We start from the raw sequence: 15343 nt of genomic DNA, 5'->3' as shown, positions 1-15343 counted from the left end.
AATGTACTATCTATTTAATTTTGGGCTTGTTATATCAATTTTTATAACAAGCTCACTTGTACTATTTATACTATTTTTTTTAATCTATTTTTCATTTCCACTTCTTACTTCTGGACATTTTCTAGATTTTTTTACACTTATGTGGAATGAGCAAAAAAATCTTTATGGTTTAATGCCAATGATTTTAGGAACAATTTATATAAGTATTCTTGCAACACTAATTGCAACTATTATGAGTTTTTCGTTTGCATCACTTATGGCATTTTTTCTTCCAAAAAATATTACAAATATATTAAATAAATTTATGCTTTTTATATCAGGAGTTCCAACAGTTTTATATGCTTTTATAGCTATATTTTTGTTAGTTCCTTGGTTAAATGATATTTTAGATGGACAAGGTTTTAGTATTCTTACAGCATCTTTTGTATTAAGTTTTGTAGTTCTTCCTACAATGACAATAATTTTATTTAATACATTTAACTCAACTTCAAAAAAAACAATTCTAGCAGCTAAATCTTTGGGTGCAACAAATGAGGATATATTTTTTGATTTAATATTAAAAACTTCAAAAAAAGGAATACTTAGTGCTATTATCTTAGGATTTGCAAGAGCTGTTGGAGATACTATGATAGCTTTGATGATTGCTGGAAATAGCTTAAAAATTCCAAACTCTATTTTAGATAGTGCAAGAACTTTAACTTCTCATATTGCACTAATAAATGCAAGTGATTATGAATCAACTGCTTTTAAAGCAATATTTTTGTGTGGATTACTACTTTTAATCTTCTCTTTTCTAACTGTTGTTAGTTTAAAACTTATAAATAAAGAGTCAAGATGAGTAGAAAAATTGTTATATCTCTGTTTTTTTTAGTTTCTATATTTTCTATTTTAATACTTGCTATATTTTTTGCTTTTGTATTTTACAAAGGTTTTAGTAGTTTCTCTTTAGAGATTATTTTTGATAATGTTCCAATTTTAGATGCAATTTTAGGAAAACAAAGAGTTTTTGATGGAATATTTAATGCAATTGTTGGCTCACTCTTTGTATCTTTATTGGCTATAGTTTTTGCTCTACCTTTGGGATTTTTAAGTGGAGTTTTTATAGCAATCTTTGCATCAAAAAAGGTTAAAGAGGTTTTTAGTTTCTCTTATGAACTTTTGGCCTTTGTACCATCTATTGTTATTGGACTTTTTGGCTTATCTGTTACTATATATTTACACAAAATGTTTTTTGATGATTTATATACTTGTCTTCTAATATCTTCAATTTGCTTAGCAATTTTGGTTATTCCATATATAGTTAAAATGACTGAACAAGCACTTTATTCAATACCTTATCAGATAAAAAACTCTGTATTAAATCTAGGTGCTACAAAGTATCAAAACCTTTTTTTGGTACAACTTCCATATATAAGTAAACAGCTATTTAGTAGTGTTGTTTTAGCAATTGGAAGAGCTGTTGAAGATACTGCTGTTATTATGATGACAGGAGCTGTTGCAATGGGTGGAATTCCAAACTCACTATTGGAAAAATATGAGGCTATTCCATTTTTTATATTTTACGTATCTTCACAATATCAAGATATTTATGAACTAAATAAAGGTTATGTAGCTGCTATGATACTTCTTTTTGTATCACTTAGCCTTTTTATTTTTGCATTTATTTTACAAAAAATTGCTATTAGAAGGAGTCAAAAACTTGAGTAAAAATATTTTAAAAATAGAGAATTTAAATCTTTACTATGATAAAAAGCAGGTTTTAAAAGATTTAAACTTGAATATAGAAAAAAACTCAATCACAGCAATAAGTGGTCCAAGTGGAATTGGAAAAAGCTCTTTGCTTCTTGTATTAAATCAGATGATAAAAGAGTATGAAAATGCAAGTTTTAGTGGAAAAGTATATTTTAATGATGATAATAAAGATATTGATATTACAACTTTATCAAACAAAGAGCTACCAAATCTTAGAAAAAAAATTGTATATGTAAGCCAACATCCAGATATTTTGCCATTTTCTATTTTTGAGAATTTATATTTTCCTCTAAAACTTCAAAAAATAAAAAAAGATGATGCAAAAAAGTTAATAACAGATGTATTAAAAAAAGTTCATTTATATGATGAAGTAAAAGATAGATTAGAAAATAGTGCATATTTACTATCAGGTGGTCAGCAACAAAGATTGATTTTAGCAAGAGCTTTAATACTAAAACCAAAAGTTTTACTTCTTGATGAACCAACTGCTTCACTAAATGAAGAGTTAGCATTAAAAATCGAAAATTTGATTTTAGAGTTAAAAAAAAGTTGTACAATAGTTATAATATCGCACTTTAAATCTCAAATATTAAATGTAGCAGACTCGATTTTTAAAATAGAATAAAAAATATTTCGTTAAATTAGACTAAAAGCTTGCTATTAAATTTTTATTCAGTTACAATGCAATTTCTTGAAGATGATTTAGGGTTTTTGACTACATCTTTTGTTTGCTTTTATTGATAACTACAGATTAATACTAAATAAACTTAATACAAATTAAAACTCCTTTAGACTTTATAGATTACTTTAAAAAAAGTAAAAAAATTAATTAAAAGGAAATGCCATGGCAGATCAAAACATTGGAACAGTAAAATGGTTCAACTCAGAAAAAGGTTTTGGATTTATCCAAATAGAGAACGAAAATAAAGATTTCTTTGTTCACCACAGTGAAATTCAAAGTTCAGGATATGGAAGAGTATCTTTAGACGAAGGTCAAAGAGTATCTTTTGAAATCGGAAGAAATGAAAAAGGTCCTCAAGCAAAGAATGTTAGAGCAATCTAAATTTTTTGAGGAAAATCAGATTTAAATACCAAACAATAGAGTTTGGGAAAAATGATATTCATTTAAAAACACTAAGAGACAGACAAGAGTTTAATGATGATGACAAAGTAGCAGAGAAATTAGGTATTTCTAATGCTACTTGGTCACTATTTGGAGTCGTCTGGCCATCTAGTGAAGTTTTAGCAAATTTTATCTACAACTACGACTTTAAAGATAAAAGAATTTTAGAAGTTGGTTGTGGTATTGGACTATCAAGTTTAATTTTAAACCGCCTAAACGCAGATATAACAGCAACAGATTATCACCCTGAAGTAGAAAAATATCTCTTAGAAAACACAAAACTAAATCAAGATAAAAAAATTCCATTTGTAAGAGTTGATTGGGACGATGAGTACAATGACAAACTTGGGAAATTTGACTTAATAATTGGTAGCGATTTACTATATGAAAGAGATCACGCCAAACTTCTGTCAATATTTTTAAATTCTCATGCAAAATTAAATTGTAAAATCATCTTAGTAAACCCAAATAGAGGGCATCAAGCAAAATTTACAAATAAAATGGCTGAATATGGATTTTCATGTACTTCACATGAAGTTCAAAATACAGAGTATTTGGATGAGCCATACAAAGGTAAAATATTTAAATATTCAAGAAATTATAAAGGAGAACAATGTCAATAACAAATATAAGCAAAAATATAAAAGAGTTAGTTTTACTAAGACTTATACAAAATGGAGAATCTTTAATAGATGCATCTTCAAAAGCTGGTTTATGTATAAAACTTTCAAAAAATTATTTAAATATAAAATAATAAATATTTAATCTTACAATTTTACAAATAAAACTTCAAATTAACTTTACTATTGTTTTAAATATCTTATAATCTCCAAAATAAAAAATGGAGACTTTTATGAGATATAGAAACTTAAAAGATGATATAGAAATTTTAGAGTTGGGACTTCCTCCAAAAAAAGATGATGGATTTCTAGGGAGCAAAGTTGATCCAAAAGAGGCTAGCTTAATTTTAATTCCAGTTCCTTGGGAAGCAACTGTATCTTTTTCAGATGGGACCGCAAAAGCACCAGATGCAATAAAAGAAGCAAGTCATCAACTAGATGCTGAAACTTACCACTACATAAAACCTTACAGTGCTGGAATAGCCATGCTTGAAACAGATAAGCATCTTTTAAAACTTAGTAATAAAACTAGAAAAAAAGCTATAAAGGTAATTGAAGCATTAGAAAACGACGAGAGCGATAAAAAATCTCTAAAATTTGTAAACAATGTTTCTAATGCACTAAATAGTTATGTATATGATGAATCAATTAAAAGAATTAAGAAAAACAAATTTGTAGCCGTTGTTGGTGGGGATCACTCTTCTCCTTACGGTCTTATAAAAGCTTTAAATGATAGTTGTAAAGAGGATTTTGGAATAGTTCATGTAGATGCTCATCACGATTTAAGAGAGGCTTATGAAGGATTTACTTACTCTCATGCTTCAATTTTTTACAATGTAATGAAAGATTGCCCAAAAGTATCAAAGCTTGTTCAAATAGGAATTAGAGATTATAGCAAAGAAGAAGCTAATAGAATGAAGGATTATAAAGATAGAGGAGCTTGTTTATACGATACTTTAATGCAATTGGAACTTGCTAGTGGAAAATCACTTGAAGATGTTTTTACTCCTTATATAAATCAACTTCCACAAAATGTATATCTATCTATTGATATTGATGGTTTAGAGCCACTTAATTGCCCAAATACAGGAACTCCAGTTCCTGGAGGATTAAGATATGGAGAACTTGAACACCTTATTTTTATGATTGTAAAAAGTGGTAGAAAAATTATTGGTTTTGATTTATGTGAAGTTGGAAGTAGTGAAAATGGTTGGGATGCAAATGTTGGAGCTAGAGTTTTATATCAACTTTGTGGAGCATTGTTAGCTAGTCAAAAAAAGATTGAATATAGATAAAAGTAAGTTTTAATACTTACTTTTATCTATTTAACTTTTTATATAGTTCTATTATTTCCTCTTTTTCTAACTCTCTTTTTAATCTATCAGATTCTTCTTTTATCAATAAACCAAATTTTATAGCTTCATCTTTGTTCATATTTACACCTAAAAATTCACTTATTATAAAACTAGCTCCTCCTTTTCCTGATTGAGAGTTTACACGTATTACTTTTTCATACCCTCTTTTTATATCTTTTGGGTCAATTGGTAAATATGGTACATTCCAACTTTGGCTATTTGTTTCTCTATAAAAATCTATTCCTTTTTTTATAGCATCTTGATGTCCACCACTAAAAGCAGTAAATATCATATCACCTACATATGGATGCCTTGGATGCACCAAAATTTGTGTTTTTTCTTCATACATAGCTTTTACCTCATCAATTATTGATAAATCAAGTTTTGGGTCAATTCCTTGTGAATAGATATTAAAAGCAAAATTTATTATGTCCAAATTCCCTGCTCTCTCTCCATTTCCAAACAATGTTCCTTCAACTTTATCTGCCCCTGCAAGCAGAGCTAGCTCGGCACTTGCTACTGAAGTTCCTCTATCATTGTGAGGATGAACACTGATTATCAAAGCTTCACGATTGTGTAAATTTTTACACATCCACTCTATTCTATCTGCATAAACATTTGGCATGCAAGCTTCAAGAGTATTTGGTAAATTTATTATCATCTTATTTTCTTTTGTTGGTTTTACCACATTTATAACTTCATTACAAATCTTTACAGCAAACTCTAAAGTAGTTTGAGAAAAGCTTTCTGGTGAATATTGATAAGTTACTTTTCCTTTAAAATCCTTTGTTAATTCAACTAAATATTGCATAGCTTCAATAGCCATTTGAATTATCTCATCATCACTTTTTTGAAAAACAACTCTTCTTTGAAACTCATTTGTTGGATTATATAAGTGAAAAATCCCATTTTTTACATTTTTCATAGCTTCTACACTTTTTTTAATCCACTCTTTTTTTGCAGGAATTAAAATCTGAATAGCCACATCATCTGGCACTAAATCCTCTTTTATTAATTTTCTAGTAAAGTTAAAATCAGTTTGACTAGCACTTGGATAACTAACCTCTATTTGTTTAAAGCCCATTTTTACTAAAGCTTTAAAATACTCCAATTTTTGCTCAACCGTTAAAGGATTTATCAAAGCTTGATTTCCATCTCTTAAATCTACACTACAATAAATTGGTGCTTTGGTTATAGTTTTATCTGCCCACTCTCTTTTGAAATTTTGCACAATAGGATATTGTTGATATTTTTTGAAACTCATGGTTTACTCCGTTATAATTTTTATTTTTTGATTTGTTTTTTTATGTTTTAAGTATTAGAAAGTTTTGAGGCAGAGGAGAGAAAAAGAGATAATTTGTTTTATAATATTTACATCCATGATAAACTCCTTTTTAAATTTTGCAAATTATAACTTTTACAAAAAATAAAATCTTGTACAAAATTAACATTTTGAAAAAATATTTTTTTGATACTCTTTTGGTGTAATTTGAAATATTCTTTTAAAACTTCTATTTAAGTGGCTTTGGTCAAAAAAACCACTATTTTGTGCTATTTGAGAAATAGAGATATTTGAAGATAATAACTCTTTTGCAAGATGAACTTTTTTATTTAAAATATATGAGTGAATTGGAAGTCCAAACTCTTTTTTAAATACTCGTATTAGATGAACAACTGTTAAATCAAACTTCAAAGCTAATTCATCTAATATAAACTCTTCAAGATAATTTTCATCTAAATATTTTTTTATATTCATTGCTAAAGTTGATTCTTCTTTATAGTTTTGTTCTGTTTGTTCAAAAGAAAAAAATGCAAGACAAAATAGATAAAGGTTTTCCTCTTTTTCTATCAAAGAGATTTTAATATCAAGTAAACAATCACATAATTTTATAAAACTTTTATAGATGTTTCTATTTTTGATTAACTCAAAAGCTGATGAGAAATTAAAATCTAAATTCTTTAAATAATCTTTTTTCAAGTATAAAATATATCCATCTTTTGATTTTTCATTTGTTGTTGCACTATGGGGAATTTGACTATTTATGATAGCTATTTCATTTGGTTTTACTGTTATTGAAGTGTCATTAAAAATAAGATTTAATGAACCTTTTTTTATTGCAGTGATTGTAAGTTCTTCATGTAGATGCATCTTTACACAATCTTTTATATCTTCTACATATCGTAATTCGATAAAGTCTAATTTTGGATTTTTAAAGATATCTGATTTCATGTATGAAAAAGTATGGAAAATCCATACTTTTAAGAAATTATGCTAATTTACTAGCAACTACTTCCCAGTTTACAAGTTTCCAGAAATTTTCTAAAAATTTTGGTCTTGCATTTCTTGTATCAATATAGTAAGCATGTTCCCAAACATCACATGTTAAAACTGGAGTTAAACCATCAGTGATAGGACATCCAGCATTTGAAGTTGTAACGATTTTTAAAGCACCACTTGCATCTTTTACTAGCCAAGCCCATCCTGAACCAAATTGTCCTATAGCTTTAGCTGTAAACTCCTCTTTAAATTTTTCAACGCTTCCAAAAGCTTTTGTTAAAGCTGCTTCAACAGAAGCTGGAATTGATCCTTGAGTTGGAGTTAAACCATTAAAGAAGAAGTCATGGTTAAATACTTGAGCAGCATTATTAAATAATCCACCTTCAGAATTTTTAATAATATCTTCAAGACTCATATCTTCAAATTTTGTACCAGCAATTAGGTTATTTAAATTTGTAACATAAGTATTGTGGTGTTTTCCATGATGATATTCTAAAGTCTCATCAGACATTAGTGGCGCTAAACTTGCATATGGTAATTTCATTAATTCGTGTTTCATAATAATTCCTTTTTAATAAATTTGAACTTTAGAGGATACAATATTTTATCTTTGTTTATAGTTAAAACTATTTTTATCCATATTGATATGGTTTTATATCAAATTCACCTAAAACAGAGTAGATATGGTCAAAAATATCTGATTGAATATTTTCATAATCTACCCAAACTGTTGTAGATGTAAAACAGTAAATCTCTAAAGGTATTCCATACTCATTTGGAGATAGTTGTCGCACCATTATTGTCATATCTTTATTTATATTTGGATGATTTTTTAAATATGTCAAAATATACGCTCTTAAAGTTCCAATATTTGTAAGTCTTCTTCCATTTATAGATACACTTAAATCAAATTTATTTGATTCGTTATAACTTTTTATCTCATTTACTTTCTCTTTTAAATATGGGGCTAATAGATTTGCTTTTTCAAGCCTTTTTATATCATCTTCATTCAAAAATTTAATACTATGAAGATCTATCTTAATTGCTCTTTTTATTCTTCTTCCACCTGATTCTCTCATTCCTCGCCAGTTTTTAAAAGAGTCAGATACAAGCGCATAAGTTGGAATCGTTGTGATTGTTTTATCAAAGTTTCTAACCTTTACAACATTTAAACCAATATCTATAACATCTCCATCAGCACCATATTTTGGCATCTCTATCCAATCTCCAAGCTGAACCATTTTATTAGTTGATAGTTGTAATCCTGCACTAAATCCTAAAATTGTATCTTTAAATACCAACATTAAAACAGCAGACATTGCTCCAAGACCACTTAAAATAGCAACTGGAGATTTATCTGCTAAAATAGCAACAATATAAATAACACAAACAATTCCAAAAACTAATTTTACACCTTGAATAACTGTTCTCATAGCAAAAAATGGTGTTTGTGTTGCTAAGTGAAGTGAACTAAATATTTTATCAATAATTGAATAAATCACCAACAAAGTAAAAATAGATATCCAAACCAGTGATAAAGTCATTAAAGTTTCATAAATATAACCACTTTCAACCCAAATTTTTGTCTGCCAATTTACAACTAAACCTTGAAATAGAAGTGATAATCTTTGGTATAAATTCTCTTCTAAAAGAGTAGATGTTATTAAATTTTGTTTTCTTTGATTAAATTTTATAATCGCTTTTAAAATAATTTTATGTAGTAATATATGAATAATAAGTGCTGTTATAGAGATAATTATTAAAATAGCTATGCTCATTACCAAAAATGTTGGTTCTATTCCAAAATCTCTTAAAAAATCTACTAAATATTTTTTCATTTTTTCTCCTAAAGGTAGTATTAAATATAAAGCCTTTAGGCTTTATATTTTAAGCAAATGCTGGTTCTAAGAAAGGAATAATCTGTTTTTTTCTACTTAAACATCCATCTAACCAAACTTTTCCATCTTCAAGTTTACAATTAAATGCTTTTTCAAAAATTGAAGTATCATTTGATGCAACCAATACTTCACTTCCCTCTTTCATAATATCAGTTAATAAAAGTGCAACTGTATGAAGATTTTGTTCATCTTTTACTTTTTTTATATCTGCCATTAAATCATCTTTGATTTTATCAAATACAGAACCATCTACAACTTCAAGTTGCCCTACTCCCACTTTAGATCCATGCATATCAAAGTTTTTGTAATCTCTCATTACTAAATCTCTTATTGGTGTACCTTCAACTTCAGATTTAACTTTAAACATCTCCATACCAAGTGCACCAAAATCTTCAATTCCACAAATTTTTGATAACTCTTTAACAACTTGAATATCAAGTGGTGTACAAGTTGGTGATTTAAAAATTACTGTATCACTTAAAATTGCACACATCATAATAGCAGCAATATTTGCAGGTATTTCAACTTTATGATAATCATACATCTCTTTTACAATAGTATTTGTACAACCAACTGGTCTAATCCAACACTCTAGTGGAGCTGAAGTTGTAATGTCGCCAAGTTTATGATGATCAACAATTCCAACAATAGTTGTTTTATCCAAATCTTGTGGAGCTTGAGCAATATCTGAATAATCTGTAATAAAAAGCTCATCACCTGCAAAAGATGTTTTTAAAACTGGCGCTTCAAATCCAAACTTATCTAAAATAAATTTTGTCTCTGGATTTAACTCTCCTTGTCGTGCAGGAGTTGCTGCTCTTCCAATTTTATTTAATAGATATGCTAAAGAGATAGCTGAACAAACTGAATCAGAATCTGGAATAATATGTCCACATGTATATAATGCCATAGGTTGTATCCTTTTTTTTATATTTTTTAATTTTAAGGCTAGATTTTATCTAAAAAGAGGTAAATTTCTTTTAAAATTAAAACTTTAATAATTTTAGACAGATTAATTTAACTATTTGTAATAAAAAGGAGTATTTTGAAACTTAATGTAAACTCTTTATGCCCTTGTGGAAGTTTAAAAAAATATAAAAAGTGCTGTAAAATTTTTCATGATAATATAAAAAACCCTTCAAACTCTTTGGAGCTTATGAAATCAAGATTTAGTGCCTTTGCTTTTTTAAGAAGTGCTTATATTATGAAAACAACTCATCAGCAAAACTGCGATTTCTCTTTAGATACTTTATCATGGAGAGATGATATTGAACAATTTTGTAAAAATACAATTTTTGAAAAGTTAGAAATTTTAGATTTTATTGATAGTGATTTTGAAAGCTTTGTTACATTTAAAGCAACTTTATCTCAAAACAAAAAAGATGTATCATTTATTGAAAAAAGCAGATTTTTAAGAGAGAATAATATTTGGCTTTATGTAGATGGAGAATTTTTATAAAATAGTACCTATTAGTTAAATATTATATTTTATCTTTTTGAAATATTTCAATTTTTCTTCTAAGTTCATGTAAATCGAATAATATTTCACCTATAATTTTATCTTCTTTTATATTTACACTCTTTTGTTTATTTTTGCTTGATATATTTTCAAGCTTTAAAATAAGCTTTTTTAAATTTTTATATGCCCTATTTAATACCATAATATATACTCTATTTTAATTTATTTTATCCTATAGGATAAAGACTTATGAATATTATCTTAATAAAGTTTAATATTTATTTAACCTATAGGATAATTTTTTGTTAGATGTAGATTTTAGTAACAGTTCAAAAGAAGAGATTGATAATTTTTATAAAACAATTTCTAATAATGTGAGAAAACATAGACTAGAAAAAGGGTTATCTCAAGAAAAAATAGCACTTGATATAGGTATAAAATCAATAGCTTTTTATTCTAATTGCGAGAATAATAAATATAATAAAAGATTTAATTTAGAGCATCTATATAAGATTGCAAAAGCTCTAAATATTAGAATAGAAGAGTTATTTAGTTATTAAAATTAAATATTTAGGAACTTCCCTAGCTCTCTATTTTTTATAAGTTTTTTATAGTTTTTAACACTTCCATGCATTGATATATAGATACCATTTTCACACTTTGAGTTTAAAAAGCCAATTGCTTGTGAAAAATTCAGAGTTGCTTCTATTTTGTTTATAGAAATTGGAAGCATAGCTCCTGTTAAAATTATAGTTTTATCTTTTATCTTTTCATCTAAATATTTTGCCGTTAAATCCATAGTATCTGTTCCATGAACTATAATGATATTTTCATTTTTAATGTTTTTTATAGTTCTTACTATAAGTTCTCTATCAACATCACTCATCTCTAAACTATCTTTAGAGATGATATTTAAAACATCAAAATCTATGTTATAGCAGTAACTTACAATATCATCTAAAGCAATACTGTCTTTTGGAACTTCTAACTCTCCAGTTATAGGATTGTACCTTTTATTAAAAGTACCTCCTGTGTTTATAACTGTGATTTTAGATTTTGTCATAGTTGTGAACCATATTTTTTGGTTGAAGAAGTTCTTCTAACTCCTCTTTTGTAAATAATTTTTGCTCCAACAAAATATCATAAACTCTTTTTCCAGTTCTTAAAGCCTCTTTTGCAACACTAGAGCTTTTTTCATATCCTAAGATTGGATTTAAAGAAGTAACCAAAGTGGCTGAATTTAAAACATTATTCATACAAACTTCAGGATTTGCTGTAATTCCCTTGATACACTTTTCAGCTAAACTCTCAAATGCTCTTCTCATCATATTTATAGATATAAATAGTTTATATGCAATAATTGGCTCAAACACATTTAATTGAAGTTGTCCATGCTCACTTGCCATTGATATTGTAACATCAGCTCCAATTACATCAAAAGCAACTTGATTTACAACTTCTGGCATAACAGGATTTACTTTTCCAGGCATTATTGAACTTCCTGGTTGCATTGGAGGAAGATTTATCTCATTTAATCCAGCACGAGGACCACTACTTAAAAGTCTTAAATCATTACAAATTTTTGATACTTTTATAGCAATAGATTTAAATCTTCCAGATATATGTACAAATGTACTTGTATCTTGAGTTGCTTCAATCATATCTCTTGCCATATAATAATCAGTTCCAGTTACAACTCTTAGATTTTTGATAACCAGTTCCTGATACTCTGGTTTTGTATTTATTCCAGTTCCAATTGCTGTTGCTCCAAGATTTACCTCTCTTAAAAGCTCTTGAGCTCTTGAAAGTCTTAAAATATCATCATCAATCATTGTTGCGTAAGTTTTAAACTCTTGCCCCAAAGTCATAGGAACTGCATCTTGAAGTTGTGTTCTTCCCATTTTTAAAATATCTTTAAATTCAACAGCTTTTTCATAAAAAGAGTCTCTTAAAATTTTTAAACTATCTTGCAACTTAAAAATTAGTTCATAAAGTGTAAGTTTAATTGCAGTTGGATAAGCATCGTTTGTAGATTGACTCATATTTACATGGTTATTTGGATGAATAATTTCATATGAACCTTTTTTATGCCCTAAAATCTCTAAAGCTATATTTGCAATAACTTCATTTGCATTCATATTTGTAGATGTACCTGCTCCTCCTTGAATTGGGTCAACTATAAACTGATCATGAAATTCACCAGCAATAATTCTATCACAAGCTTGAACAATAGCATCTTTTTGGATTTGTGTTAAATCTCCCAACTCAAAGTTTGTTAAAGCACAAGCTTTTTTAACTTTTGCAAGTGAGATAATAAAATTTGGGAAAAGGTTAATTCCAATTGTAGTAATATTGAAATTTTCTTTTGCTCTTAAAGTTTGAATACCATAATATTTATCATTTTCGATCTCTTTTTCACCTAAGAAATCTTTCTCTACTCTGTGTAAGTTATCCATTATAATCCTTTAAAAAATTTAAAGGATTATAGAATAATCCTACACAAAATAGTATTAAACTACTTTGTAATTAATTCATCAACAATTTTTACTAAATAGTTACTTGATATTTTTGCACTGCTATTTAAAAACTCATCAAAATCAAAATTTGCTTCACCATTAGCACTATCACTAATTGCTCTTAAAATAAAAAAAGGAACATTTAATGAATCACAAACAACTGCAACACTTGCACCTTCCATCTCTAAAGCATCAGCTTTAAAAGTAGTTTCAATAAACTCTTTTCTCTCATTTGAATGAACAAATTGATCACCTGTTGCAATGATTCCTTCAATAACTTTTAGATTTTGATTAAGTGCAACTTTTTTTGCAATATCTAAAAGCTCTTTTGAACTATCAACAAAAACTTTTCCACCTGGAACAAAACCATTAGGATGTCCAAAAGCTGTTATATCCAAATCGTGTTGGCAAAGTTTTGTAGCAACTATCATATCACCAATATTAAGTTTTGGATTTATTGCACCTGCAACACCTGAGAAAAGAAGAGTATCACAAGAGAATTTTTGAATTAAAGTGCTTGCTGTTAAACTTGCAAATACTTTTCCAATTTTAGAGTGTGCAATTACAATATCTAAGCCTTTATAATTTACCTCATAATACTTATTATCTGCATACTCAATTGTTTTATAATCTTTAAAGAACTCTAAAAGAGGGTCAATCTCCTCTTGCATAGCTCCCATAATTGCTAATTTAGTCATTTAAAGCCTCAATAGTTTCATTTAAAGTTTTCATGTCAGATACATTTAAAGTTGGTTTTTCAGAGCTTTTTTTATTTAAACCTTTTAAAACAGCCCCATTTCCAAACTCAATATATAAATCAACTTTGCTATCATGAGCCTTTATTGATTGTTTATATTTTACAGGGCTAATTAGTTGAGAAGCTAATAGTTCAATTGCCTCATCTTTTGTATTATAAACTTCAGCACTTACATTTGAAATAACATCTAAAAACTCATCATTTAAATACTCAAATAAGTAAGGTTTTAGATTTTCAACAGCACTTTGAAGTAGTTCACAGTGACTTGCAACGCTCATATCTAAAACTAATGCTCTTTTTGCACCAGCAGCTTTAAAAGTATCAACCAAAGACTCTAAATCAGCTTTAAGACCAGCAAGTACAAGTTGCCCATCCATATTGTAATTTGCTGGCCAAACTTTTTTTCCAGCTTCTCTTTGCTCTTTACAAATAGTCTCAACCGTTTCATCATCTAAACCTAATAGTGCCATCATTCCAGCACCACCACCACTGCAAGCCTCAGTCATAAAAGTACCTCTTTTATTTACAAGCTCAATTGCATCTAAATAATCAATTGCACCAGCAGCAACTAAAGCTGAAAACTCACCAAGAGAGTGACCTAAAACAAACTCTGGTTCAATCTTACATTTCTCTTTAAAAACTGCAAGAGCAATTGAACTAACTAATAAAATAGCAGGTTGAGTAAACTCAGTTTTTCCTAAATTATCATTCTCTTCAAATAGAAGTTTTTCAAAATCTATATTTAATCTTTCACTTGCTTTTTTTACCATATCTTTTGCAATATCACTATTTTCAAAAAAATCTCTTCCCATTCCAATTGTTTGACTTCCTTGACCTGGGAAAATAAAAGCTACCTTTTTCATTCTAATCCTCTTTAAAAAATTTAAATTTCAAAACTATTTTTTAAAACTAATTGAGTTCTAAAAAATAGTTTTGCCCAAATGCATCTCAACACTTGGGCAAAAAATATAGTTTATCTAATCTTTGTGATTAGTGACAACCACATCCACCGTGTCCGCCACCAGTTCCACATCCACCACCGTGTGAATGTCCATGATCGTGTTCATCTGTACCACAGCTTCCACCACCACAACATCCGCCACCCATAGCAGCAAATCCACCAACAACACCTGATTGAATCTCTTCATCAGTTGCATCTCTTAAACTTAAAATTGCTACGCTAAACATTAAAGTTCTTCCAGCCATTGGATGATTATAATCAATTGTAACATTTGCATCATCAAAAGATTTAACAACTACTTGAATAGTCTCTCCATGCTCACCTTGACCATAAAGACTCATACCTTCAACTAACTCAATTCCTGCAAATTGCTCTCTTGGTAGAGTTTGAACTGCTTCAGAGTTATACTCACCATATCCATCTTTTGGCTCAACTAAAACATCTGCTTCTTCATTAGCAGACATTTTTACTAACTTATCTTCTAAACCAGGAATAATTTGACCTTTACCAGAAACAAACTCTAAAGGAGCTTGTCCAACATTTGTATCTAATTGTTCACCAGTTTTTGCATCTTTTAGAGTATACTCTATACCTATAACTTTATTTGCCATTTTAAATATCCTT

20 protein-coding genes are annotated in these 15343 nt (G+C 28.2%); 9 read left to right on the top strand and 11 right to left on the bottom strand.

Going from position 1 to position 15343, the window contains the following annotated elements; translation table 11 throughout:
• The first annotated feature begins 1 nt into the window (after nucleotide 1).
• The 7 genes from ASKIR_RS02775 (at nucleotide 2) to ASKIR_RS02750 (ending at nucleotide 4790) form a co-directional block, all read left to right on the top strand.
• Nucleotides 2–838, top strand: coding sequence for a PstC family ABC transporter permease (locus ASKIR_RS02775; protein ID WP_066350602.1), 837 nt, complete (start codon nucleotides 2–4; stop codon nucleotides 836–838).
• Nucleotides 835–1707, top strand: a complete 873-nt coding sequence (locus tag ASKIR_RS02770) for a PstA family ABC transporter permease (protein ID WP_066350600.1) — start codon at nucleotides 835–837, stop codon at nucleotides 1705–1707. The genes ASKIR_RS02775 and ASKIR_RS02770 overlap by 4 nt, the downstream gene beginning before the upstream one ends.
• On the top strand, nucleotides 1700–2377 hold the full coding sequence (locus ASKIR_RS02765; RefSeq protein ID WP_066350597.1) for a phosphate ABC transporter ATP-binding protein: 678 nt from the start codon (nucleotides 1700–1702) through the stop codon (nucleotides 2375–2377). Before ASKIR_RS02770 ends, ASKIR_RS02765 begins: the two co-directional genes overlap by 8 nt.
• A gap of 219 nt (nucleotides 2378–2596) precedes the next feature.
• Nucleotides 2597–2815 carry a cold-shock protein gene (locus tag ASKIR_RS02760; RefSeq protein WP_066159795.1) on the top strand — a complete coding sequence of 73 codons (219 nt, stop codon included), beginning with the start codon at nucleotides 2597–2599 and terminating at the stop codon, nucleotides 2813–2815.
• Nucleotides 2816–2820: 5 nt separating this feature from the next.
• Complete coding sequence (locus ASKIR_RS02755) at nucleotides 2821–3498, top strand: class I SAM-dependent methyltransferase (protein WP_066159798.1); 678 nt, start codon at nucleotides 2821–2823, stop codon at nucleotides 3496–3498.
• Nucleotides 3489–3629 carry a hypothetical protein gene (locus ASKIR_RS10235; protein ID WP_164698875.1) on the top strand — a complete coding sequence of 47 codons (141 nt, stop codon included), beginning with the start codon at nucleotides 3489–3491 and terminating at the stop codon, nucleotides 3627–3629. The genes ASKIR_RS02755 and ASKIR_RS10235 overlap by 10 nt, the downstream gene beginning before the upstream one ends.
• 99 nt (nucleotides 3630–3728) lie before the next feature.
• Nucleotides 3729–4790: an agmatinase family protein gene (locus tag ASKIR_RS02750; protein ID WP_066350595.1), complete on the top strand. Its 1062-nt coding sequence runs from the start codon at nucleotides 3729–3731 to the stop codon at nucleotides 4788–4790.
• A 22-nt stretch (nucleotides 4791–4812) separates the two neighbouring features.
• Here the strand turns inward: ASKIR_RS02750 and ASKIR_RS02745 are convergent, their stop codons facing one another.
• The 5 genes from ASKIR_RS02745 to ASKIR_RS02725 all read right to left on the bottom strand — a co-directional run bounded on the left by ASKIR_RS02745 (nucleotide 4813) and on the right by ASKIR_RS02725 (nucleotide 9936).
• A complete protein-coding gene (locus ASKIR_RS02745; protein ID WP_066350593.1) occupies nucleotides 4813–6114 on the bottom strand; it encodes a 2-isopropylmalate synthase in 1302 nt (433 codons plus the stop codon).
• Nucleotides 6115–6294: 180 nt separating this feature from the next.
• Nucleotides 6295–7080, bottom strand: a complete 786-nt coding sequence (locus tag ASKIR_RS02740; protein WP_066350591.1) for an AraC family transcriptional regulator — start codon at nucleotides 7078–7080, stop codon at nucleotides 6295–6297.
• Nucleotides 7081–7117: 37 nt separating this feature from the next.
• Nucleotides 7118–7687 carry a superoxide dismutase gene (locus ASKIR_RS02735; protein WP_066159808.1) on the bottom strand — a complete coding sequence of 190 codons (570 nt, stop codon included), beginning with the start codon at nucleotides 7685–7687 and terminating at the stop codon, nucleotides 7118–7120.
• A gap of 73 nt (nucleotides 7688–7760) precedes the next feature.
• Nucleotides 7761–8966 carry a mechanosensitive ion channel family protein gene (locus ASKIR_RS02730; protein WP_066350585.1) on the bottom strand — a complete coding sequence of 402 codons (1206 nt, stop codon included), beginning with the start codon at nucleotides 8964–8966 and terminating at the stop codon, nucleotides 7761–7763.
• A 49-nt stretch (nucleotides 8967–9015) separates the two neighbouring features.
• Nucleotides 9016–9936, bottom strand: a complete 921-nt coding sequence (locus tag ASKIR_RS02725; protein ID WP_066350583.1) for a manganese-dependent inorganic pyrophosphatase — start codon at nucleotides 9934–9936, stop codon at nucleotides 9016–9018.
• 135 nt (nucleotides 9937–10071) lie between these two features.
• Here ASKIR_RS02725 and ASKIR_RS02720 point away from each other — a divergent pair, with 135 nt between their 5' ends.
• Nucleotides 10072–10485 (top strand): YchJ family protein, encoded by a 414-nt coding sequence (locus tag ASKIR_RS02720; protein ID WP_066350582.1) that lies wholly within the window; start codon nucleotides 10072–10074, stop codon nucleotides 10483–10485.
• Between the two features lie 22 nt (nucleotides 10486–10507).
• Here ASKIR_RS02720 and ASKIR_RS02715 read toward each other — a convergent pair whose 3' ends face one another.
• Nucleotides 10508–10687, bottom strand: coding sequence for a hypothetical protein (locus ASKIR_RS02715; protein ID WP_066350581.1), 180 nt, complete (start codon nucleotides 10685–10687; stop codon nucleotides 10508–10510).
• 100 nt (nucleotides 10688–10787) lie between these two features.
• Here ASKIR_RS02715 and ASKIR_RS02710 point away from each other — a divergent pair, with 100 nt between their 5' ends.
• Complete coding sequence (locus ASKIR_RS02710) at nucleotides 10788–11045, top strand: helix-turn-helix transcriptional regulator (RefSeq protein ID WP_066350579.1); 258 nt, start codon at nucleotides 10788–10790, stop codon at nucleotides 11043–11045.
• A gap of 2 nt (nucleotides 11046–11047) precedes the next feature.
• Here the strand turns inward: ASKIR_RS02710 and ASKIR_RS02705 are convergent, their stop codons facing one another.
• The 5 genes from ASKIR_RS02705 to ASKIR_RS02685 form a co-directional block, all read right to left on the bottom strand.
• Nucleotides 11048–11548 carry an asparaginase domain-containing protein gene (locus ASKIR_RS02705; RefSeq protein WP_066350577.1) on the bottom strand — a complete coding sequence of 167 codons (501 nt, stop codon included), beginning with the start codon at nucleotides 11546–11548 and terminating at the stop codon, nucleotides 11048–11050.
• Nucleotides 11535–12941 carry an aspartate ammonia-lyase gene (gene aspA / locus ASKIR_RS02700; RefSeq protein ID WP_066350573.1) on the bottom strand — a complete coding sequence of 469 codons (1407 nt, stop codon included), beginning with the start codon at nucleotides 12939–12941 and terminating at the stop codon, nucleotides 11535–11537. The genes ASKIR_RS02705 and aspA overlap by 14 nt, the downstream gene beginning before the upstream one ends.
• Before the next feature lie 59 nt (nucleotides 12942–13000).
• Entirely contained in the window at nucleotides 13001–13699 is a 699-nt protein-coding gene (locus ASKIR_RS02695) for a 5'-methylthioadenosine/adenosylhomocysteine nucleosidase (protein WP_066350567.1), read from the bottom strand.
• Nucleotides 13692–14621 carry an ACP S-malonyltransferase gene (fabD, locus tag ASKIR_RS02690; RefSeq protein WP_066350564.1) on the bottom strand — a complete coding sequence of 310 codons (930 nt, stop codon included), beginning with the start codon at nucleotides 14619–14621 and terminating at the stop codon, nucleotides 13692–13694. The genes ASKIR_RS02695 and fabD overlap by 8 nt, the downstream gene beginning before the upstream one ends.
• 127 nt (nucleotides 14622–14748) lie before the next feature.
• Entirely contained in the window at nucleotides 14749–15330 is a 582-nt protein-coding gene (locus ASKIR_RS02685; protein WP_066159827.1) for an FKBP-type peptidyl-prolyl cis-trans isomerase, read from the bottom strand.
• Nucleotides 15331–15343 lie beyond the last annotated feature (13 nt).

Origin of the sequence: Aliarcobacter skirrowii CCUG 10374, from assembly GCF_003544835.1 — a bacterium.
Taxonomy (GTDB): Bacteria; Campylobacterota; Campylobacteria; order Campylobacterales; family Arcobacteraceae; genus Aliarcobacter; species Aliarcobacter skirrowii.
The sequence above is the reverse complement of the archived record's forward strand: the minus strand, read 5'-3'. Positions and strand labels throughout refer to the sequence as shown.